This window comes from Streptococcus sp. DTU_2020_1000888_1_SI_GRL_NUU_041A (assembly GCF_032387735.1).
In the GTDB taxonomy this organism is placed as follows: Bacteria; Bacillota; Bacilli; order Lactobacillales; family Streptococcaceae; genus Streptococcus; species Streptococcus sanguinis.
The window spans coordinates 431,085-452,403 of sequence record NZ_CP135591.1 but is presented as its reverse complement, the minus strand read 5'-3'; the positions used below and the strand labels follow the sequence as shown (position 1 = coordinate 452,403).

The window sequence follows — 21,319 nt, the reverse complement described above, 5'->3', positions numbered from 1 at the left end:
TACTCGTTAATATTCAAAAATTGTGACTTACTGCATAGTAAAGCCGCCATCAATCGTGATGACTTGACCCGTCAGATATTCTTGACCCGCCAAGAAGAGAGCAACATCTGCTACTTCTTCTGGAGTACCAAAACGCTTCATCGGAATGAGTGCCAAAGATGCTTCCTTGATTTTTTCTGGAAGCACATCTGTCATATCAGATGCGATAAAGCCAGGGGCAATGCAGTTCACACGGATATTACGCGCTGCCACTTCACGGGCTACTGACTTAGAAAAACCAATCAGACCGGCCTTGGAAGCTGCATAGTTTGCCTGACCGATATTTCCAGCTAAACCAACGACACTCGATAGGTTGATAATAGCACCCTGACGAGCTTTTGTCATCGGTTTCAGGACTGATTGTGTCATATTGAATGTTCCAGTCAAGTTCACTTTCAGCACCTGCTCAAAATCTTCTTCCGTCATTTTCAGCATGAGCTTATCACGTGTAATACCAGCGTTATTGACCAATACATCAACAGACCCCAGAGCCGCAACAGCTTCTTCCACTATCCGCTGAGCATCCGCAGATTTAGACACATCCCCAATAACAGCTACGACCTTACCAGAATAGCCGGCAAATCCAGCCAAAATATCATCAGAAATCCCGCTTAGTCCGTTTAAAATAACATTGGCTCCGACACTGGCAAATTTATGCGCAATTGCCAGCCCAATTCCACGAGCGGACCCTGTAATTAACACATTCTTGTTTTGTAATTCCATGATGATTCCTCATTATTTTTCTAGAAGAGCATTCAAACTTTCTACATCTTCAACTTGGCGTACATCCGCAGACCTATCAATTTTCTTAATAAAACCAGACAGAACTTTGCCAGGACCGATTTCGATAAATTCAGTCACACCAGCTTCCTGCATCTTAGCAATGCTGTCATAAAAGCGCACTGGCTCCATTACCTGACGAGTCAAAAGCTCTTTGACTCTTTCTTTTTCCATCACAGTTGCTTCAGTATTTCCGACTAATGGCCGTACAAAATCTGAAAACTCAACTGTTTCTAAAACTTCTGCCAATCGTTCGCTGGCTGGCTTTAAAAGCGCCGTATGGAAAGGTCCGGATACATTGAGCGGGATTAAGCGCTTGACACCGGCATCTTTCAAAAGCTCCACAGCCTTGTCCACTGCTGCCACTTCTCCGCCGATAACGATTTGACTAGGCGTATTATAGTTAGCTGGTGAGGCTACACCAATAGCACTTGCTTCTTGACAGACCGCTTCAATGAGAGAAACCTCAGCATTTAAAACTGCGACCATTTTCCCTGAGCCAGCTGGAGCTGCCTCTTCCATGAAGCTCCCGCGCTTAGCAACCAAGGCCACCGCCATCTTAAAATCAAGGGCACCCGCAGCCACCAAAGCAGAATATTCTCCAAGCGAGAGACCTGCTACCATATCAGGCTCGATTCCCTTATCAGCCAAGAGCCGATAAATAGCTACTGAAGTTGTTAAAATAGCCGGTTGCGTGTAGCGAGTTTGATTGAGCTTTTCTTCATCTTGATCGATCAAAGCTCGGACATCATAGCCTAGAACTTGGCTAGCTTCATCAAAAGTTGACCGCACAAGCTCATACTGATCATAAAGCTCACGCCCCATTCCAAGGTACTGCGCTCCCTGACCGGCAAAGAGAAAGGCTCTTTTAGTCATTTCTAGTTACTCCTGCCCAACGTTTTGCTTCCTGCTGAATCTTCTCAGCAGCACCATAGTAGATATCTTTGAGGATTTCTTCGACTGTTTCTTCCTTACTGATTAAACCAGCAATTTGACCAGACATGACGGAACCATTTTCCACATCTCCGCGAACAACCGCATTGGCCAAAGCACCAGCTCCAAGATTTTCAAAAACAGTCAAATCTGGATTTTCTTGCTTGAAGGCTTCTTTTTCTGCCTTTTCGAAATCACGTGTCAGCTTATTCTTGATAGCGCGAACCGCATGACCGAAATGCTGGGCAGAGATAGTCGTATCAATATCGCGAGCCTTCAAAATCATGTTCTTGTAGTTCTGATGAGCATTGGATTCCTTAGCAACGACAAAGCGAGTTCCGACCTGAACGGCCTCTGCTCCCAGCATAAAGCCAGCCGCAGCACCAGCACCATCTGCAATACCACCGGCGGCAATAACCGGAATGCTGACTGCTTCTGCAACCTGACGAACCAAGGACATGGTAGTCAATTTCCCGATGTGACCACCGGCTTCCATACCTTCTGCAATGACTGCATCCGCACCGATTTTTTCCATCCGCTTAGCCAAAGCCACGCTTGGCACAACAGGGATAACTGTAATCCCCGCTTCATGGAAACGAGCCATGTGCTTGCTTGGATTACCTGCACCGGTCGTTACTACTTTTACTCCCTCTTCAATGACCAGATCCACAATGTCGTCCGCAAAAGGTGACAGTAGCATGATGTTAACCCCGAAAGGACGGTCTGTTAAGGACTTAATCTTGTCAATATTAGCTTTTACCACTTCCTTAGGTGCATTTCCGCCACCAATGATACCAAGACCGCCAGCTTTTGAAACTGCACCAGCCAAGTCACCGTCAGCAACCCAGGCCATTCCGCCTTGGAAAATAGGGTAATCAATGTTCAATAATTCTGTAATACGTGTTTGCATAATACCTTCCTTTTATCATTGCTTAAGTAATAGCTTGATTTCAAACTACCACACGCTAGATGTATTTTCTTTACTTTGACAGTCAAACTATTACCTAAACAAGAGAGAATATCTTTCGATACTCTCAGTTACTTGCTTATTTAGTTTTTTCTTCTACATAAGCAACCAAATCACCAACTGTGTTCAAACCTTCTTCAGTTTCGATTTGGATGTCAAATGCATCTTCAATTTCTGAAATCACTTGGAACAAATCCAATGAATCTGCTTCAAGATCATCGAAAGTTGACTCAAGAGTAACTTCTGATGGCTCTTTGCCAAGTTCTTCAACGATAATTTCTTGTACTTTTTCAAATACTGCCATGGATAGACTCCTTTAAAAATAAAATATTTTTTATCATGTGTTTCCACTTGATTAACTAAATTGTAACAATAAGCGTGCCCCATGTCAAACCTCCACCGAAACCTGACATCAAAATTGTCTGATTTCCGTTCAGTTTAATCAGTCCTTGCTCGACACACTCAGATAATAAAATCGGGATGCTAGCAGCGCTAGTATTGCCATATTCCATCATATTGGCTGGAAGTTTCTCCCGCGCAACACCAAGCTTCTTAGCCATTTTATCCAAAATACGGATATTGGCCTGATGCAGCAACAGAAAATCCAAATCTTCCGCTGAAAGCTGACTGCTTTCAATGGTTTCTTTAATAGAACGAGCAACATCACGAATAGCAAAGTCAAAAATAGCTCGACCGTCCATTGTTAGATAAGGTTGATTCTCACCTTTTTCTGAAAAAGGTGAAGACAAACCGATTTTTCCGCAGGTCAGACTATCTCCGCGAGATCCGTCCGTAAACTGACTTTCTGCCAAAAAATGCTGTTCTGAAGCACTTTCCAACAGGACACCGCCAGCACCATCTCCAAAGAGAACAGCCGTTGAACGATCTGACCAATCTACTGTCTTAGAGAGCGTCTCACTTCCTATGACTAGACCTTTTTGATAACGGCCTGAAGAAATAAATTTTTCCCCAGTAGATAGGGCAAAGATAAAGCCACTGCAGGCCGCCGTCAGATCAAAGGCAAATGCATTCTTAGCCCCAATATTGGCCTGTACTCTCGCAGCAGCTGAAGGCATTAAAGAATCCGGCGTAATGGTAGCAACAATGATAAAGTCCAGATCTTGAGCAGAAATTCCCGACTTTTGCAGCAAATTCTCTGCTACTTTTGTAGCTAAATCACTGGTCGTTTCATCTGACGATAAATGGCGGTTTTTAATCCCAGTTCGACTTGAAATCCACTCATCACTGGTATCCATAATCTCGGCTAGATCATCATTGCTGACAACCTGACGGGGAGCATAATGAGCCACCTGGCTAATCTTAGCATAGTTCATTATTTCAAATCCTCTAGGAAACTATATAAATTTTGCAGGCCCTTTTGCATCACTTGTCTCTCTTCTGGACTCATCCCATCCACTACCTGCATGACCATGCGGTTGTGGAATCGCTTATGAAGACGATACAAAAGCCGCCCATTCTTTGTCAAATTCAGATGCACCACACGACGATCAACTTCCGACCGACGCCGCTCAATATAACCCTTACGCTCCAGATTATTCAAACTAGTCGTAACAGTTCCCAAGGTAACCATCAATTCTCGTGATATATCACTTGGAGTAGCATTTGGCGTTGTGCCGATGACATCTATTGTATGCATTTCCTTAATGGAGACGTCGTTGAAGCGACTGCTTCTTAGGCTCGATTCTTCAATAACCAAGACATTATTGAAAATAGACGTTAAGTAATCATTTACTAACTGAAAATTCAAAACCAACCCTCCTTAAGAAAATACTTTGACAATCAAATTTTATCAGATAGAAAAGCAATTTGCAAGCTTTTTTGAAAATTAATTTGATTTTCAAATATTTTCGTAAACAACTTACAAATTAAGCAACCTTGAACCAATATATTATTTACCTGTGAAATTTGGACGACGCTTCTCAGAGTATGCCCGAACTCCCTCTTTGAAATCTTCTGTGAAAGCCAGCGATTTCTGCAGTTCCAACTCTAGCTCTGCATACTCAGACCAGCCGCTGAACAGACTCTTCCAGACCATTTCTTTCATGGCTCTGTAAGAATTTAGAGAGCCACGTTTCAGCTTCTTCAGCAACTGTTCCGTTGTTTTTTCCAACTTTTCTGCTTCACAGACTTTATAAAGCAAGCCGTAATCCAGAGCTTTCTCTGCAGTCAGAGCTTCCCCAGTCATAACCAGATGGGTCGCCCGAGTCACCCCGATAGCACGAGTCAGTAAGAAAAGACCACCAGCATCTGGCGCCAGACCAACACCAACAAAGGCCTGAATGAAACGGGATTTTTCAGTGGCAATACAGAAATCTGCTGCAACGACCATATTAGCAGCTGCACCAGCAACAGGGCCATCAACACTCATGATAACCGGCTTAGGCAGACGCTTCATAGCAAAGGAAATATCATTCACCAGTTCTGCGATTTTCACCAAGGATTGGACGTCATCATCACTGACAGCTCTCTGCATCTCAGCCAAATCCCCACCCACTGAAAAAACCTTACCATTCGCATTGATAACTAAAAATTTGACGGACTCATCCTTAGCAGCAAGTTCAATAGCCTCTAAAATTTCCTCACACATAGGAATATTAAAGCCATTTGAAACTTCAGGACGATTAAAAGTAATCGTTGCTACCTCATCTGCTACATGATAGAGAATTCCATTAAATGTCATTTCAGCTCCATTCCCGACCCGATTTCAAATCAGCCGTTTTGTTTTATTCTTAAATAATTTGATATTCAAATTATACACAACTTATATTTTATCATAAAATATAAAAGAAAGGAAATAAAAAATGGGAAAAATTAGATGGTCTTCAAATTTGAAGTGTGAAAGTAATAATTTGGATAAAAATAGTATAAAAACAGCGTTTGAATAATTTTCAGAATTTTGTTATAATTTTTAAAATAAGATAGGAGAACCAATGAAAGTTGTAAAATTTGGTGGAAGTTCACTGGCTTCTGCGACTCAATTAGAAAAAGTTTTGAACATTGTCAAATCTGATCCTGAACGTCGATTTGTTGTAGTATCAGCGCCAGGAAAACGCCATGATGACGATATCAAAGTAACCGATGCCCTGATTAAATATTACCGAGAGTATATTGCAGGAAATGATGTCACACCAAACCAACAGTGGATTATCAACCGCTATGCAGATATGGTGGCAGAACTAGATTTGAAACCAAAAGTTCTGGAAAAAATTTCCAAAAGCATCACAAGCCTTGCAACTTTGCCAATTGAAGATAATGCATTTCTTTATGATACTTTCCTTGCAGCAGGAGAAAACAACAACGCTAAATTAATTGCAGCATATTTCAGTCAAAATGGCGTTCCAGCTAGCTACGTACATCCAAGAGAAGCGGGACTCGTCGTTTCCAGTGAACCTGGCAATGCAAGAATTCTTCCTTCCAGCTATGATAAGATTGAAGAACTTAATAATTCTGATGAAGTTCTAGTTATCCCTGGTTTCTTTGGTGTTACTCAAGATGGACAAATCTGTACTTTCTCTCGCGGGGGTTCTGATATTACGGGCTCTATCATTGCTGCGGGAGTCAAAGCAGATGTTTATGAGAACTTTACTGATGTTGACGGAATCTTTGCCGCCCATCCTGGCATCGTTCACAAGCCACATTCCATTCCTGAGCTAACCTATCGGGAAATGCGTGAATTGGCCTACGCTGGCTTTACAGTTCTCCATGATGAAGCTCTGCTTCCAGCTTACCGCGGCAAAATCCCGCTGGTTATTAAAAATACCAACAATCCAGAACATCCAGGTACTCAAATTGTCCATAAACACAGCAAGGACCATCTACCAGTCGTTGGAATTGCTGGAGATGCAGGCTTTGTCAGCATTAACATGTCTAAGTACCTGATGAATAGAGAAATCGGCTTTGGTAGACGCGTCCTTCAAATTCTAGAAGATTTGAATATTGGTTGGGAACACATGCCTACAGGAATTGATGACCTTTCCATTATCTTGCGCGAGCGCGAATTAACTCCTATCAAAGAGGAAGAAATCCTTCGCCAGCTTGTTCAAAAAACAGAGGTTGATCATGCAGAAATCGAACACGATCTTTCCATTATCATGATTGTCGGCGAAAAAATGAAGAGTCATATCGGGGTTACAGCCACTGCAACCAAAGCTCTTTCAGAAAACAACATCAACATTCAAATGATGTCCCAAGGCTCAAGCGAAGTATCTATCATGTTTGTTGTTGAAAAAAATCAAGAAAAAGCTGCCATTCGCGCGCTTTACCGAGCTTTCTTTGAACCCCAAACCCTGGAGCAAGACCAGACCTAGAAATCATTTTTATCAAACAAACTCTAAAAAAGCAGAAACTAGTCACTGACTAACTTCTGCTTTTTTCATTCAACTATAAAGAATACAAAGTCAAACTTTAGAATACACTAAGAACTAATAGAAGTTTCATAGCTCATAAATAAAACTATAGAATACCTTGTCTCCAGTATATCCTATCACTAAAAATAAAAAGAGGTAAAAACCTCTTTGAAACTCCGCCAGTAGGACTCGAACCTACGACATCATGATTAACAGTCAAGCGCTACTACCAACTGAGCTATGGCGGATAACTGCTAAGCGACTACCATATCTCACAGGGGGCAACCCCCAACTACTTCCGGCGTTCTAGGGCTTAACTGCTGTGTTCGGCATGGGTACAGGTGTATCTCCTAGGCTATCGTCACTTAACTATTGAATTAACTGTCCTGTCCTCTCAGACAAGCCTTGTCAACTCAAAATTGAATACAATATCAAATCTCACAAAAACTCAAACCATTCGCTGCACTCTGATGAATTTCTTATTCTAGGATAAGTCCTCGAGCGATTAGTATTAGTCCGCTCCATGTGTCACCACACTTCCACTTCTAACCTATCAACCTGATCTTCTCTCAGGGCTCTTACTAACTTGCGTTATGGGAAATCTCATCTTGAGGTGGGTTTCACACTTAGATGCTTTCAGCGTTTATCCCTTCCCTACATAGCTACCCAGCGATGCTCTTGGCAGAACAACTGGTACACCAGCGGTAAGTCCACTCTGGTCCTCTCGTACTAGGAGCAGATCCTCTCAAATTTCCTACGCCCGCGACGGATAGGGACCGAACTGTCTCACGACGTTCTGAACCCAGCTCGCGTGCCGCTTTAATGGGCGAACAGCCCAACCCTTGGGACCGACTACAGCCCCAGGATGCGACGAGCCGACATCGAGGTGCCAAACCTCCCCGTCGATGTGAACTCTTGGGGGAGATAAGCCTGTTATCCCCAGGGTAGCTTTTATCCGTTGAGCGATGGCCCTTCCATGCGGAACCACCGGATCACTAAGCCCGACTTTCGTCCCTGCTCGAGTTGTAGCTCTCGCAGTCAAGCTCCCTTATACCTTTACACTCTGCGACTGATTTCCAACCAGTCTGAGGGAACCTTTGGGCGCCTCCGTTACCTTTTAGGAGGCGACCGCCCCAGTCAAACTGCCCGTCAGACACTGTCTCCGTAGATGATAAACCTACCGGGTTAGAGTGGCCATAACACAAGGGTAGTATCCCAACAACGCCTCCATCGAAACTGGCGTCCCGATTTCATAGGCTCCTACCTATCCTGTACATGTGGCACAGACACTCAATATCAAACTGCAGTAAAGCTCCATGGGGTCTTTCCGTCCTGTCGCGGGTAACCTGCATCTTCACAGGTACTAAAATTTCACCGAGTCTCTCGTTGAGACAGTGCCCAAATCATTACGCCTTTCGTGCGGGTCGGAACTTACCCGACAAGGAATTTCGCTACCTTAGGACCGTTATAGTTACGGCCGCCGTTTACTGGGGCTTCAATTCATACCTTCGCGTTACCGCTAAGCACTCCTCTTAACCTTCCAGCACCGGGCAGGCGTCACCCCCTATACATCATCTTACGATTTAGCAGAGAGCTGTGTTTTTGATAAACAGTTGCTTGGGCCTATTCACTGCGGCTGACAAAAGTCAGCACCCCTTCTCCCGAAGTTACGGGGTCATTTTGCCGAGTTCCTTAACGAGAGTTCTCTCGCTCACCTGAGGCTACTCGCCTCGACTACCTGTGTCGGTTTGCGGTACGGGTAGAGTATGATACAACGCTAGAAGCTTTTCTTGGCAGTGTGACATCACTCACTCGCTACTAAACTTCGCTCCCCATCACAGCTCAACGTTATAGGTATAAGCATTTGACTCATACCACGCCTCACTGCTTAGACGTACATCCATTCGTACGCACGAGTTAGCCTACTGCGTCCCTCCATCACTTCATACTCTAGTACAGGAATCTCAACCTGTTGGCCATCGGATACACCTTTCGGTCTCTCCTTAGGTCCCGACTAACCCAGGGCGGACGAGCCTTCCCCTGGAAACCTTAGTCTTACGGTGGACAGGATTCTCACCTGTCTTGCGCTACTCATACCGGCATTCTCACTTCTATGCGTTCCAGCGCTCCTCACGGTACACCTTCTCCACACATAGAACGCTCTCCTACCATACCTATAAAAGGTATCCACAGCTTCGGTAAATTGTTTTAGCCCCGGTACATTTTCGGCGCAGGGTCACTCGACTAGTGAGCTATTACGCACTCTTTGAATGAATAGCTGCTTCTAAGCTAACATCCTAGTTGTCTGTGCAACCCCACATCCTTTTCCACTTAACAATTATTTTGGGACCTTAGCTGGTGGTCTGGGCTGTTTCCCTTTCGACTACGGATCTTAGCACTCGCAGTCTGACTGCCGACCATAATTCATTGGCATTCGGAGTTTATCTGAGATTGGTAATCCGGGATGGACCCCTCACCCAAACAGTGCTCTACCTCCAAGAATCTTGATGTCGACGCTAGCCCTAAAGCTATTTCGGAGAGAACCAGCTATCTCCAAGTTCGTTTGGAATTTCTCCGCTACCCACAAGTCATCCAAGCACTTTTCAACGTGCCCTGGTTCGGTCCTCCAGTGCGTTTTACCGCACCTTCAACCTGCTCATGGGTAGGTCACATGGTTTCGGGTCTACATCATGATACTAAAGCGCCCTATTCAGACTCGGTTTCCCTACGGCTCCGTCTCTTCAACTTAACCTCGCATCATAACGTAACTCGCCGGTTCATTCTACAAAAGGCACGCTCTCACCCATGAACGGGCTCGAACTTGTTGTAGGCACACGGTTTCAGGTTCTATTTCACTCCCCTCCCGGGGTGCTTTTCACCTTTCCCTCACGGTACTGGTTCACTATCGGTCACTAGGGAGTATTTAGGGTTGGGAGATGGTCCTCCCAGATTCCGACGGGATTTCACGTGTCCCGCCGTACTCAGGATACTGCTAGGTACAGAATCTATTTAAAATACGAGGCTCTTACTCTCTTTGGCTGACTTTCCCAAGTCATTCTTCTATAAATTCTGAGTCCACATTGCAGTCCTACAACCCCGAAGAGTAAACTCTTCGGTTTGCCCTCCTGCCTCTTCGCTCGCCGCTACTAAGGCAATCGCTTTTGCTTTCTCTTCCTGCAGCTACTTAGATGTTTCAGTTCACTGCGTCTTCCTCCTCATTCCCTTAACAGAAATGGGTAACAGGCATCAACCTGTTGGGTTCCCCCATTCGGACATCCCCGGATCAAGTGCTTACTTACAGCTCCCCGAGGCATTTCGTCGTTTGTCACGTCCTTCATCGGCTCCTAGTGCCAAGGCATCCACCGTGCGCCCTTACTAACTTAACCTTATTTTGACCTTTCAGTCTTAAACTCATTAATATTCACAGCGTTTTCGGTTTATTTTCTTGTTACTATTTGATATCGGTATTCAATTTTCAATGGACAAGTTCTTTATCTAGTCAAACTAGATAATGGAGCCTAGCGGGATCGAACCGCTGACCTCCTGCGTGCAAAGCAGGCGCTCTCCCAGCTGAGCTAAGGCCCCACATAGCCCTCTCAAAACTAAACAAGACTCAAGTGCATTCCGTATGTCCTTACGGACTCCTTAGAAAGGAGGTGATCCAGCCGCACCTTCCGATACGGCTACCTTGTTACGACTTCACCCCAATCATCTATCCCACCTTAGGCGGCTGGCTCCTTGCGGTTACCTCACCGACTTCGGGTGTTACAAACTCTCGTGGTGTGACGGGCGGTGTGTACAAGGCCCGGGAACGTATTCACCGCGGCGTGCTGATCCGCGATTACTAGCGATTCCGACTTCATGTAGGCGAGTTGCAGCCTACAATCCGAACTGAGACTGGCTTTCAGAGATTAGCTTGCCGTCACCGGCTTGCGACTCGTTGTACCAGCCATTGTAGCACGTGTGTAGCCCAGGTCATAAGGGGCATGATGATTTGACGTCATCCCCACCTTCCTCCGGTTTATTACCGGCAGTCTCGCTAGAGTGCCCAACTCAATGATGGCAACTAACAATAGGGGTTGCGCTCGTTGCGGGACTTAACCCAACATCTCACGACACGAGCTGACGACAACCATGCACCACCTGTCACCTCTGTCCCGAAGGAAAACTCTATCTCTAGAGCGGTCAGAGGGATGTCAAGACCTGGTAAGGTTCTTCGCGTTGCTTCGAATTAAACCACATGCTCCACCGCTTGTGCGGGCCCCCGTCAATTCCTTTGAGTTTCAACCTTGCGGTCGTACTCCCCAGGCGGAGTGCTTAATGCGTTAGCTGCGGCACTAAGCCCCGGAAAGGGCCTAACACCTAGCACTCATCGTTTACGGCGTGGACTACCAGGGTATCTAATCCTGTTTGCTCCCCACGCTTTCGAGCCTCAGCGTCAGTTACAGACCAGAGAGCCGCTTTCGCCACCGGTGTTCCTCCATATATCTACGCATTTCACCGCTACACATGGAATTCCACTCTCCCCTTCTGCACTCAAGTTAAACAGTTTCCAAAGCATACTATGGTTAAGCCACAGCCTTTAACTTCAGACTTATCTAACCGCCTGCGCTCGCTTTACGCCCAATAAATCCGGACAACGCTCGGGACCTACGTATTACCGCGGCTGCTGGCACGTAGTTAGCCGTCCCTTTCTGGTAAGATACCGTCACAGTGTGAACTTTCCACTCTCACACCCGTTCTTCTCTTACAACAGAGCTTTACGATCCGAAAACCTTCTTCACTCACGCGGCGTTGCTCGGTCAGGGTTCCCCCCATTGCCGAAGATTCCCTACTGCTGCCTCCCGTAGGAGTCTGGGCCGTGTCTCAGTCCCAGTGTGGCCGATCACCCTCTCAGGTCGGCTATGTATCGTCGCCTTGGTGAGCCGTTACCTCACCAACTAGCTAATACAACGCAGGTCCATCTGGTAGTGATGCAATTGCATCTTTCAATTAATTATCATGCGATAAGCAATTTCATGCGGTATTAGCTATCGTTTCCAATAGTTATCCCCCGCTACCAGGCAGGTTACCTACGCGTTACTCACCCGTTCGCAACTCATCCAAGAAGAGCAAGCTCCTCTCTTCAGCGTTCTACTTGCATGTATTAGGCACGCCGCCAGCGTTCGTCCTGAGCCAGGATCAAACTCTCATTAAAAAGTTTGAGTTCGCACTCATTACTGTCCACTGACAGATTTATTTTCGTTTTTTTGACAGGTTACATATCTCTATGTCACCCTGCACTTGGTTCGTCTTGTTCAGTTTTCAAAGGGCTTTGTCTTTCGCGACAACTATATTAGTATATCACCTATACCACTAACCTGTCAATACCTTTTTTGAAATTTTTAAAAAAAATTATTATTTTCAAATTGGTGAATAGTTTTACATACCTTTGAGGATGGTAAATTGACCTACATTCTTTCTTTTAAAGGCGCAAAAAATGCCCTTTCGGACATTTTTTCTATTTTTGTTCTTGTTTATACTTTTCGAGTTCAGCTTTATTAGCCCAGACATAATGTCCTGGACGAATCTCTGCCATTTCTGGTTTATCAACTGAATAATCGTGCTGTTCAGGATCATAGACCTTCAACACTTTTTTACGCTCCAAGATTGGGTCTGGAATTGGTACAGCTGAGAGCAGGGATTGTGTGTAAGGATGGACAGGATTGTTGAATAGCTCCTCTGTCTCTGCCACCTCTACAATGACACCTTTGTAAATCACGGCGATACGATCAGAAATAAAACGAACTACCGAAAGGTCATGGGCAATAAACAGGTAGGTCAAGCCAAGCTCTTTTTGAAATTTTTTCAAAAGATTCAAGACCTGTGCTCGGACAGACACGTCCAAGGCGGAAATCGGCTCATCAGCAATCACGAAGTCTGGTTGCATGACCAAAGCACGAGCAATCCCAATCCGTTGACGCTGTCCACCAGAGAATTCGTGAGGATAGCGAGTTAAATGCTCAGCCAACAAACCAACTTCATTGATGATATCTTTGACTTTTCTTTGACGGTCTTCTTCGCTATCAAACAAATGGTAATTATAGAGACCCTCAGATATGATATAGTCAACCGTTGCACGTTCATTCAGGCTAGCTGCTGGGTCTTGGAAAATCATCTGAATCTTGCGAATCAAGTCCGCTTCTTCTGCTTTTGACTTTTTACCATTAATCTTTTTGCCTTCATAGAAGATATCGCCTGCACTGGTATCATTAAGGCCAATAATAGCTCGACCAATAGTAGTCTTACCAGAGCCTGATTCTCCTACAAGAGAGAAAGTTTCTCCCTTATTGATGAAGAAATTTGCGTTTTTTACTGCTACAAATTTCTTACTTCCTTCGCCGAAGGAAATTTCTAAATCTTTAATTTCAACTAATTTTTCAGTCATTTCCTTCCTCCTAAGCTTCTAATTGATTGAAGCCCATTTTTGAACGAATTTTTTCATGTAGGTTTTCGATAATCTCTGGTTTATCAACCTTAGGCGCATCTTCGTGCAGTAACCAAGTCTTAGCCCAATGAGTATCTGAGACCTTGAAAGCCGGTGCTTCTTCTTCAAAGTCAATTGACATGGCATAGTCAGAACGCAAAGCAAAGGCATCCCCTTTGATCGGTGAATAGAGAGACGGCGGAGTACCAGGAATCGAGTAGAGGGCACCATTCGCATCTGCCAACTGAGGTAAGCTGGATAGCAAACTCCATGTATAAGGATGTTTTGGCTCGTAGAAGATTTCTTCAACTGTACCGTATTCTACAATTTCACCGGCATACATGACCGCAACCTTATCTGCAATACTAGCCACAACACCAAGGTCGTGCGTAATAAAGATGGTTGTGAAATGATATTCTTGCTGCAAGGATTTGAGCAAGTCAATAATCTGCGCTTGAATCGTTACATCGAGGGCCGTTGTCGGCTCATCACAGATAAGAATATCAGGACGGCAAGCCAAAGCAATAGCAATAACAATCCGCTGACGCATACCACCTGAGTATTGGAAAGGATATTCTTCGAAACGTTTTTCCGCATCTGGAATCCCGACCTTACTCATATAGTCAATGGCCATTTTTTTAGCTTCTTTGGCTGATTTTCCTTGGTGCTTGATAATGACTTCTGTAATCTGGCTTCCAATCGTATTAATGGGATCCAAGCTCGTCATCGGATCTTGGAAGATAGTCGCAATTTTTGCACCGCGAATCGGCTCCCAATCCTTATTACTACGAAGAGTTGTCAAATCTTTACCGCGGTAATCAATAGTTCCTTTAGCTACACGGCCATTTTCTTCTAACATACCAGTAAAGGTCTTTGTTAATACAGACTTTCCTGAACCTGATTCACCAACAATAGCCAGCACTTCGCCTTCAATCAAGTCCAGAGAGACACCGCGAATGGCGGTTAAGACGCGATCGCGAACATCGAATTCCACGACAATATCGCGAGCAGTCAATATTACATTTTCATTCTTTGTCATATTTACTCCTATCTATGTGTACGTGGATCGCTGGCGTCAGCTAAGTTTTGACCAACTACGAAGAAGGTAAGGGATACCAAAATCAGAGTTGTGAGTGGAATCCAAAAGAGGTAGGCATTCGTCGTCACGTTTTGTGAATAATCTGAAATCAAGCGTCCCAAACTTGGCACTGTTACAGGAAGTCCTAATCCAAAGAAGGACAGAAAGGCTTCGTAAGAGATAAAGCTTGGCAACATTTGTGAAGTGGTGGTCACGATAACAGATACCAACTGCGGCATAATGTTCTTCGTAACAATCTTGAGAGTTGGTGTACCAAGAGTACGAGAGGCAAGGTTGTATTCCAAATCCCGATAGCGCATAATCTGCACACGGATAGTGTAGGCAATACCGACCCAACCAGTAATCGTCATGGCAAAAATAAGATTCCAGAAACCAGCACCGATAGAGTAGGTCAAGACAATGACAATCAAGAGGGCTGGGATATTTGAAATGATATTGTAGATTTCCATCATGACACGGTCAACTGTTTTGGAAATTCCCCAGATACCGCCAATGATAACTCCGATAGCCAGATTAATAACCGTCGCAATAATCGAAATGAGAATAGAGTTACGGGCACCAAACCAAACACCGTCAAAGAGAGACTTACCATTACTATCTGTTCCAAACCAGTACTGGGCACTTGGCTTGATATAACGCATGCTAAAGTCATTTACCTTGCTCACATCATTAAAGTCGAAGTTTGAAAACATAGGATAAATGAAGCTCATGAGAATAATGGCAATCAGAATCCCCAACATGGTAATGGTAGATTTCTTTTTCAGAAATTGACGCATGACTGATTTCCAGTAAGAGTAGGCTGGAGCATCAATCGTTTCAGAGGCAAAATCGTCACGTTTGACAAATTGGAATTTGCTTTTATCAATTGTAGCCATTATTTACCTCCTTTTGATGTTAACTTGATACGTGGGTCCAGTACAGTCATCAGAATGTCACCCAATAAGAGAGCAAAGATAGACAGACATGTGAAGATGAATACAAGACCAACAACCATAGAGTTATTGGATGCCTTAACAGAATCAATCAGCATCTTACCCATACCAGGGAAAGCAAAGACAGTTTCTGTCAGAGTCGCACCTGCAATAACACCAACGATAGAAGCTGGGATACTAGATACCAGCGGCACCATAGCGTTTTTAAAGATGTGCTTGTTAGAAATTTCTTTTTCAGAGAGACCCTTCGCACGGGCAAAACGGACAAAGTCCTGAGACTGAAGGTCAATCATATACCGGCGAATCCAAACTGCTGTCCAAGGAGCACTCAAAAGCCCTAAAATAACAGCTGGAAGGACATAAGAACGCCAATCTCCCGCTCCCAAGATTGGGAAGGAGTCTGGAAGACCAACAGCAGAGCCAGCCAAACGGACAATGTAGACCAAGGCGATGGTTGGCAGTGACATCATAAAGGTCAAGCCCGCTGTAGAAATGCTATCAAACCATGTATTCTTGAGTCGAGCCATGTAGGATCCGAGTGGAATAGCAATCAGATAAGACAGAGCCACACCAATCAAACCGATAATGGCTGAGCTGGTAATCATGGACGGATTTTGATAGTTGCTTTGAGTCGCTGTATAGGCATCTCCCTTACCAAACTTAGCAATATCCTGTGAGTCAGCTTTGCTTGGCGTCTTGTAAGTACGAGAATAGATATTTACAGACGATGTCTTTTTACCTGTTGGGAATTGAACTTCGGAAGACTTAGTTTGTCCTTGTCCTTGCGTAATAACCTGCAGAACAGGGATATTGGCATAGGTTGGATAAGAATTACCTAAATTAAAGGTGATAAAGTTCTGGTGGACAAATGGAAACTGACCATTAAAGTAAAGCAAATATTTATGCTTAGTACCAGAACCCACAAGAGACCAGCCAACAGAAGGATCATTTTCAAACCGGATATAACGCTCTAGGTTTGGATTTTCCTCATCTTGGATAACATTTGGATGGTCGATTTGAATCAAATTAGCATAGAACTCAAAGACACGTTCATACACAGGTACTTCACGTACAGCGTAGAATTCTCCGCTCAGTGGGAATTTCTGCAATTTCCAGCCGTTGCCAAGTTTATCAATATACTTCTGATAAATCTTCTTGTTTGCTTCTGTAGCTTCTGTGGTAACAGAAGAATCTTCCTTGCTGGCTTTCTCCTGCAGTTCCTTTGTATCATAATAGTCAATGTAGCCCATCCGCTCAAAGATGGTGTTTTCATAGTTAGTCTTTTTATCTTTATTGGTCGCTATCTTATTATAGTTAGGATCCTGCTTGAAAATCAACCTTCTTGGCACCATAGTATAGATAATGGCATAAGTCAGGGTCGTCACCAAGAAAATCGACACAATTGAGCGTAAGATACGCATAAAAACATATTTTTTCATTTATCGTTTCCTTTAAATTCCAAAAGAACTTTCTCCTCTATTAGAGAAAGTTCTCTTAGCAAGCTTATTTCACGTGGTCTGCTAATTCTTCTTGAGCTTTTTTATTAGATTCCGCACGTTCTTTATTCCATTTTTCCTGAGCGTTATTATAATCTTTTGTCGTTACAGGCTCATCCTGCAATTTCATGTACTTATAACTTGCCGCTTCACGCGCCTTAGCACCAGACCAAGCAAACGGTGCTGAGAAAGGCACTACCTTAGTCAAGGTTGGACGGCCTGTTCTAGAAGTTACCGGAATCAACAAAGCACTATCAGTCAGCCAAGCCTGAGCAGCCGCATATTTTTCATAACGCTTGTTCAAATCTTGCTTTTCTGCACCCGCTTCTTCAACTAGTTTGGTATATTCATCCAAACCAACTTGTTTTGCTGCAGCATTATCGGTGCCGTCAAATCCTAAGAAGGTCTTGGTGTTTTCACCACCAGGTTTGATGACATCTAGATAAGTAGATGGATCTTGATAGTCCGGAGTCCAGCCGACATTGTCTGAAATATCCCAGTCTTCTTCAGCAGCAGAAGGTGCAAACAAGGTAATGTTAGTTACTTCATCTTTAGACAATTGGTGAACATCAATCACAACATTATCTTTTCCTAAGGTCTTTTCAATAGACTGCTTGAGGGATTGAACACGTTGTACTTTAGAAGTAGCTGTTTGATCAACCGGAATGTCCAGATGGATTGGGAATTCTACGCCATCGGCTTTCAAAGCTTCTTTTGCTTTTTCAAATTCAGCCTTTGCTTTGTTCTCGTTATAGAATCCATCTTGGCCATCTGAGAAGTCCACATCTTTCCATTCGTCACCATAGGTTACGACTTTTTCCTTAACTAGGTCACCGAAGGACTTGTCACCAGCCTGCACAAATGTAGGTGGGATGTAAAGGTTACGAAGAAGTTTGTCTGCTCCGTCCTTACCATTAATCTGAGATGCATAGGACTCACGATTGAAGGCAAAGGTCAAAGCCTGACGGAAGTCCTTGTTAAGCAAGGCTTTCTTAGTTGAAGTTTTTTGAGCTTCTGATGTCTTAGCCGTATGGTTGTACGACTGACGATCAATGTTTGTACCTACTAAGAAAGTTGAGGCATCTTGAGGTGTATAAACGATATTATCTTTAAAGTCTTTTTCAACCTTTTCATAAGTCGCACTAGTCGGGAAGAGTCTGGCTGTTGTCAGAGCACCTTGACTGAACTGCTCAGCTAGTTTCCCTTGATCTTGTCCATCATAGAAAGAGAGTTTAACTGCATCTACGTGAACATTTTCTTTGTCCCAATAATTAGGATTCTTCTCAAATTGGATTTCAGATTTTGAAGTCAATGATTTAAGCAAGAAAGGCCCGTTATAAAGCAAGCTTGTTGGATCGGTTGCTTGAGCGAACTTATCACCTTGGTTTTTTAAAAAGTCTTTGTTTACTGGGTAGAGAATTCCCATTGTAGTCTTAGAATTCCAGAAGCTTTCTGGCTCATTAAGAGTATACTCAACGGTATGATCATCGACTGCTTTGATCCCTACTTCTGAGAAATCAATCTTGCCAGAAATATAGTCCTTAAGCCCTTTGACAGAATCCTGAACCAAGTAGATTGTTTCAGATTTATTGTCTGCCGCATACTTAAGACCTGTAACAAAGTCTTCTGCTGTAACATCTGCGTACTCTTCACCTTCGGAAGTATACCACTTAGCGTCTTTGCGAAGCTTATAAGTATAGGTTTTCCCATCTGGTGATACAGTCCATTCCTCTGCCATTGAAGGAACCAAGTTTCCATATTGGTCGTTTTCTAAAAGACCGTCAATAACATTGGCAGTCAAGTCTGTTGTAGCAGCTTTACTTGAAGTGAGATAGTTCAAGTTTTCAGGATCTGTCTCGTAGATATAATTAAAGGTGTTTGAAGAGTCTGAGCTGCCTGACTTTGTGTTTGGCTTAGAGCCAGAGCAAGCAGCAAGAAAGCCAGCTGCAAGAAGAGTAACTCCTGCTAGCGCAAGGACTTTGCTTTGTTTCATATGGGTTTCTCCATCTTTTAGATTTTTAGATTTAATTAAGATTATAGCATAGATAGTACTAAAAGTAAAATAAATTTTCAGAATATTAAGTTAGCTCACTAACACCCTAAGATGTTTATGTAATCAAGCTTCCTGCATGTCTGTCATCTAGGATTAGACAACCTTAGTCTTGCCCATTCCGACTCTAAAATCATCAAAAACCCCACTGTTGCTACAATGGGATTTTCTTGCTTTATTTGATATGTTCTGCGAGTTCTTTTTGAGCTTTTTTGTTGGACTCTTCCTTTTCTTTTGCCCATTTTTCACGCGCTTTTTCATATTCTTTAGTCGTTATTGGTTTGTCTTGGATTTCAACATATTTAAAGCTGTATTCACCCTTGTTTCCAGTCCAAGCAAATGGTCCTGAGAATGGAACAACCTTACGGACACTTGGTGTTGCACCAGATGACCAAGCTGGCATCAACAGAGCACTGTCTGTCAGCCAAGCCTGAGCTGCAGCATACTTTTCGTAACGTTTGTTAATATCCTCGTTTTCCGCAGCTGCATCTTCCAAGAGCTTGTCATACTCTTCAAAGCCGGCCTCTTTAGCTGCTGCATTATCTGTGCCAGGGTCAAAACCAAAGTAGCCGTCAACATTCTCACCAGTCTTAGAGCCAGTGATTTCCAGATAAGAAGATGGATCGTTATAATCCGGGCTCCAGCCGAGATTATTATTCAAGTCCCAGTCTTCTTGAGATGCTGAGGTCGCAAAGTAGGTGATGTTATTCAACTCATCATCTGTCATCTGCTGAATGTCAATCACCACATTGTCAGAACCAAGGTTGGCTTCAATAGACTGCTTCAGTGACTGAACGCTCTTAACGCCATTGGTATCTGCTGAGCTGACCGGAATGTCCAGATGAATTGGGAATTCCACTCCTTCTGCTTGCAGCGCTTCTTTAGCTTTGGCAAATTCTGCCTTGGCTTTTTCTGGATTATAAAAACCATCCTGAGCGTCGTCTAATTTGACTCCCTTCCATTCATCACCGTAGCTAGCTAGATTTTCTTCTACAATGCTGCCGAACTCTTTACCATTAGCTTGAACAAAGGTTGGCGGAACAAAGGTGTTGCGAAGCTGCTTATCTGCTGCTTCTTCGCCATTGGTTTGGGCAGAATAGGCAGTACGGTCAAAGGCAAAAAGCAGAGCCTGACGGAAATCTTTATTGAGCAGTGCTTTCTTAGTGGAAGATTTCTGTGCATCCGTTGTCTTGGAGGTATGCTCGTAAGACTGACGATCAATATTAGTTGTAACAAAGAAGGTTCCTGAGCCTTGAGGCGTGTAGACGATATTGTCGCCATACTGTTTCTTTACACTGGCAAAGTTGGAGCTATTTGGGAAAAGACGAGCAATGGTGTAGTTGCCATCAGAAAAGCCACGCACCAGAGATTCTGTATCTTGACCATCGTAGTAAGAGAATTTGACAGTGTCAATTTTCACCTTTTCCTTATCCCAATAGTTTGGATTCTTCTCTAAGCTAATTTGAGATTTCGAAGTGATAGATTTCAAGATAAACGGACCGTTATAGAGGACACTGGTTGGATCTGTCCCCTGAGCAAATTTGTCACCTTTTGATTTCAGAAATTCTTCATTAATTGGGAAAAGAATCCCCATGGTTGTCTTAGAATTCCAGAAACTTTCTGGCTGATTCAAAGTGTATTGAACAGTAGAATCATCCACCGCCTTAACACCAACTTGGGAGAAGTCAGTTATTTTACCATTAACATAGTCGTCCAAGCCTTTAATGGATTTTTGAACGATATAGAGACCATCAGACTTGCTGTCTGCAGCATGCTTCAGACTGGTCACAAAGTCCTTAGCAGTCACATCTGCATACTCTTCACCATCAGAAGTATACCATTTCACTCCCTCACGAAGCTTATAAGTATAGGTCAGACCATCCTTTGAAACGGTCCAATCTTCCGCTAGAGAAGGCACTAAGTTACCATACTTATCGCTTTCTAGCAAACCATCTACTACATTAGCCATTATCTCATTGGTTGCCCGCTTATTAGACACAGTATAATCCAGCGTATCTGGATCTGCCGTATAAACATAGCTATAGTTTTTCCCAGATGAATTGGAGCCACCAAACGAACAGGCAGCCAAAATTCCTGCAGAGAGAATGACAAGCCCAGCAGCTGCAGCTAACTTAGATGTTTTCATAAACTTCCTCCAGTTTTCATTAAGATTACTTTCATTATAGCACT

At 43.7% G+C, this 21,319-nt stretch carries 14 protein-coding genes, 2 tRNA genes and 3 rRNA genes; 1 reads left to right on the top strand and 18 read right to left on the bottom strand.

Going from position 1 to position 21,319, the window contains the following annotated elements:
• Nucleotides 1–27: 27 nt before the first annotated feature.
• From fabG to RSK81_RS02310, 7 genes are all read right to left on the bottom strand, one after another.
• A complete protein-coding gene (gene fabG, locus RSK81_RS02340; protein ID WP_125355750.1) occupies nucleotides 28–762 on the bottom strand; it encodes a 3-oxoacyl-[acyl-carrier-protein] reductase in 735 nt (244 codons plus the stop codon).
• 12 nt (nucleotides 763–774) lie between these two features.
• Nucleotides 775–1,695 (bottom strand): ACP S-malonyltransferase, encoded by a 921-nt coding sequence (gene fabD, locus RSK81_RS02335; RefSeq protein WP_125401275.1) that lies wholly within the window; start codon nucleotides 1,693–1,695, stop codon nucleotides 775–777.
• A complete protein-coding gene (gene fabK, locus RSK81_RS02330; RefSeq protein ID WP_002902460.1) occupies nucleotides 1,688–2,662 on the bottom strand; it encodes an enoyl-[acyl-carrier-protein] reductase FabK in 975 nt (324 codons plus the stop codon). The genes fabD and fabK overlap by 8 nt, the downstream gene beginning before the upstream one ends.
• Before the next feature lie 136 nt (nucleotides 2,663–2,798).
• Nucleotides 2,799–3,023 carry an acyl carrier protein gene (locus RSK81_RS02325; protein WP_002893611.1) on the bottom strand — a complete coding sequence of 75 codons (225 nt, stop codon included), beginning with the start codon at nucleotides 3,021–3,023 and terminating at the stop codon, nucleotides 2,799–2,801.
• Nucleotides 3,024–3,078: 55 nt separating this feature from the next.
• Complete coding sequence (locus RSK81_RS02320; protein WP_004192131.1) at nucleotides 3,079–4,053, bottom strand: beta-ketoacyl-ACP synthase III; 975 nt, start codon at nucleotides 4,051–4,053, stop codon at nucleotides 3,079–3,081.
• Nucleotides 4,053–4,487: a MarR family winged helix-turn-helix transcriptional regulator gene (locus RSK81_RS02315; protein WP_002901186.1), complete on the bottom strand. Its 435-nt coding sequence runs from the start codon at nucleotides 4,485–4,487 to the stop codon at nucleotides 4,053–4,055. The genes RSK81_RS02320 and RSK81_RS02315 overlap by 1 nt, the downstream gene beginning before the upstream one ends.
• Nucleotides 4,488–4,628: 141 nt before the next feature.
• Nucleotides 4,629–5,420 (bottom strand): enoyl-CoA hydratase, encoded by a 792-nt coding sequence (locus RSK81_RS02310; RefSeq protein ID WP_247908707.1) that lies wholly within the window; start codon nucleotides 5,418–5,420, stop codon nucleotides 4,629–4,631.
• Between the two features lie 250 nt (nucleotides 5,421–5,670).
• Between RSK81_RS02310 and RSK81_RS02305 the strand changes: the two genes are divergently transcribed.
• Nucleotides 5,671–7,047, top strand: a complete 1,377-nt coding sequence (locus tag RSK81_RS02305; RefSeq protein WP_315687330.1) for an aspartate kinase — start codon at nucleotides 5,671–5,673, stop codon at nucleotides 7,045–7,047.
• Nucleotides 7,048–7,260: 213 nt separating this feature from the next.
• Here the strand turns inward: RSK81_RS02305 and RSK81_RS02300 are convergent.
• The 11 genes from RSK81_RS02300 to RSK81_RS02250 form a co-directional block, all read right to left on the bottom strand.
• A tRNA-Asn gene (locus tag RSK81_RS02300) sits at nucleotides 7,261–7,334 on the bottom strand.
• Between the two features lie 5 nt (nucleotides 7,335–7,339).
• Nucleotides 7,340–7,455 (bottom strand): 5S ribosomal RNA (rrf, locus tag RSK81_RS02295).
• Between the two features lie 116 nt (nucleotides 7,456–7,571).
• Nucleotides 7,572–10,472 (bottom strand): 23S ribosomal RNA (locus tag RSK81_RS02290).
• A 126-nt stretch (nucleotides 10,473–10,598) separates the two neighbouring features.
• Nucleotides 10,599–10,671, bottom strand: a tRNA-Ala gene (locus RSK81_RS02285).
• Between the two features lie 64 nt (nucleotides 10,672–10,735).
• A 16S ribosomal RNA gene (locus tag RSK81_RS02280) occupies nucleotides 10,736–12,283 on the bottom strand.
• Together the 16S, 23S and 5S rRNA genes with 2 tRNA genes alongside form the textbook arrangement of a ribosomal RNA operon.
• A 303-nt stretch (nucleotides 12,284–12,586) precedes the next feature.
• Nucleotides 12,587–13,513 (bottom strand): ATP-binding cassette domain-containing protein, encoded by a 927-nt coding sequence (locus RSK81_RS02275; RefSeq protein ID WP_315687328.1) that lies wholly within the window; start codon nucleotides 13,511–13,513, stop codon nucleotides 12,587–12,589.
• Nucleotides 13,514–13,523: 10 nt separating this feature from the next.
• On the bottom strand, nucleotides 13,524–14,591 hold the full coding sequence (locus tag RSK81_RS02270) for an ABC transporter ATP-binding protein (protein ID WP_002901221.1): 1,068 nt from the start codon (nucleotides 14,589–14,591) through the stop codon (nucleotides 13,524–13,526).
• 8 nt (nucleotides 14,592–14,599) lie between these two features.
• Nucleotides 14,600–15,526 (bottom strand): oligopeptide ABC transporter permease OppC, encoded by a 927-nt coding sequence (gene oppC / locus RSK81_RS02265; protein ID WP_002898857.1) that lies wholly within the window; start codon nucleotides 15,524–15,526, stop codon nucleotides 14,600–14,602.
• The gene (locus RSK81_RS02260) at nucleotides 15,526–17,022 is read right to left on the bottom strand and encodes an ABC transporter permease (RefSeq protein ID WP_315687325.1); all 1,497 of its coding nucleotides are present in this window, start codon (nucleotides 17,020–17,022) and stop codon (nucleotides 15,526–15,528) included. Before RSK81_RS02260 ends, oppC begins: the two co-directional genes overlap by 1 nt.
• A gap of 64 nt (nucleotides 17,023–17,086) precedes the next feature.
• Nucleotides 17,087–19,072 carry a peptide ABC transporter substrate-binding protein gene (locus RSK81_RS02255; RefSeq protein WP_315687322.1) on the bottom strand — a complete coding sequence of 662 codons (1,986 nt, stop codon included), beginning with the start codon at nucleotides 19,070–19,072 and terminating at the stop codon, nucleotides 17,087–17,089.
• 232 nt (nucleotides 19,073–19,304) lie between these two features.
• On the bottom strand, nucleotides 19,305–21,275 hold the full coding sequence (locus RSK81_RS02250) for a peptide ABC transporter substrate-binding protein (protein WP_315687320.1): 1,971 nt from the start codon (nucleotides 21,273–21,275) through the stop codon (nucleotides 19,305–19,307).
• Nucleotides 21,276–21,319: the final 44 nt, after the last annotated feature.

Excerpts from the sequence above, each read along its gene's own strand:
- fabG (WP_125355750.1), bottom strand. The coding sequence starts at position 762 with ATGGAATTACAAAACAAGAATGTGTTAATTACAGGGTCCGCTCGTGGA.
- fabD (WP_125401275.1), bottom strand. The coding sequence starts at position 1,695 with ATGACTAAAAGAGCCTTTCTCTTTGCCGGTCAGGGAGCGCAGTACCTT.
- fabK (WP_002902460.1), bottom strand. The coding sequence starts at position 2,662 with ATGCAAACACGTATTACAGAATTATTGAACATTGATTACCCTATTTTC.
- RSK81_RS02325 (WP_002893611.1), bottom strand. The coding sequence starts at position 3,023 with ATGGCAGTATTTGAAAAAGTACAAGAAATTATCGTTGAAGAACTTGGC.
- RSK81_RS02320 (WP_004192131.1), bottom strand. The coding sequence starts at position 4,053 with ATGAACTATGCTAAGATTAGCCAGGTGGCTCATTATGCTCCCCGTCAG.
- RSK81_RS02310 (WP_247908707.1), bottom strand. The coding sequence starts at position 5,420 with ATGACATTTAATGGAATTCTCTATCATGTAGCAGATGAGGTAGCAACG.
- RSK81_RS02305 (WP_315687330.1), top strand. The coding sequence starts at position 5,671 with ATGAAAGTTGTAAAATTTGGTGGAAGTTCACTGGCTTCTGCGACTCAA.
- RSK81_RS02275 (WP_315687328.1), bottom strand. The coding sequence starts at position 13,513 with ATGACTGAAAAATTAGTTGAAATTAAAGATTTAGAAATTTCCTTCGGC.
- RSK81_RS02270 (WP_002901221.1), bottom strand. The coding sequence starts at position 14,591 with ATGACAAAGAATGAAAATGTAATATTGACTGCTCGCGATATTGTCGTG.
- oppC (WP_002898857.1), bottom strand. The coding sequence starts at position 15,526 with ATGGCTACAATTGATAAAAGCAAATTCCAATTTGTCAAACGTGACGAT.
- RSK81_RS02260 (WP_315687325.1), bottom strand. The coding sequence starts at position 17,022 with ATGAAAAAATATGTTTTTATGCGTATCTTACGCTCAATTGTGTCGATT.
- RSK81_RS02255 (WP_315687322.1), bottom strand. The coding sequence starts at position 19,072 with ATGAAACAAAGCAAAGTCCTTGCGCTAGCAGGAGTTACTCTTCTTGCA.
- RSK81_RS02250 (WP_315687320.1), bottom strand. The coding sequence starts at position 21,275 with ATGAAAACATCTAAGTTAGCTGCAGCTGCTGGGCTTGTCATTCTCTCT.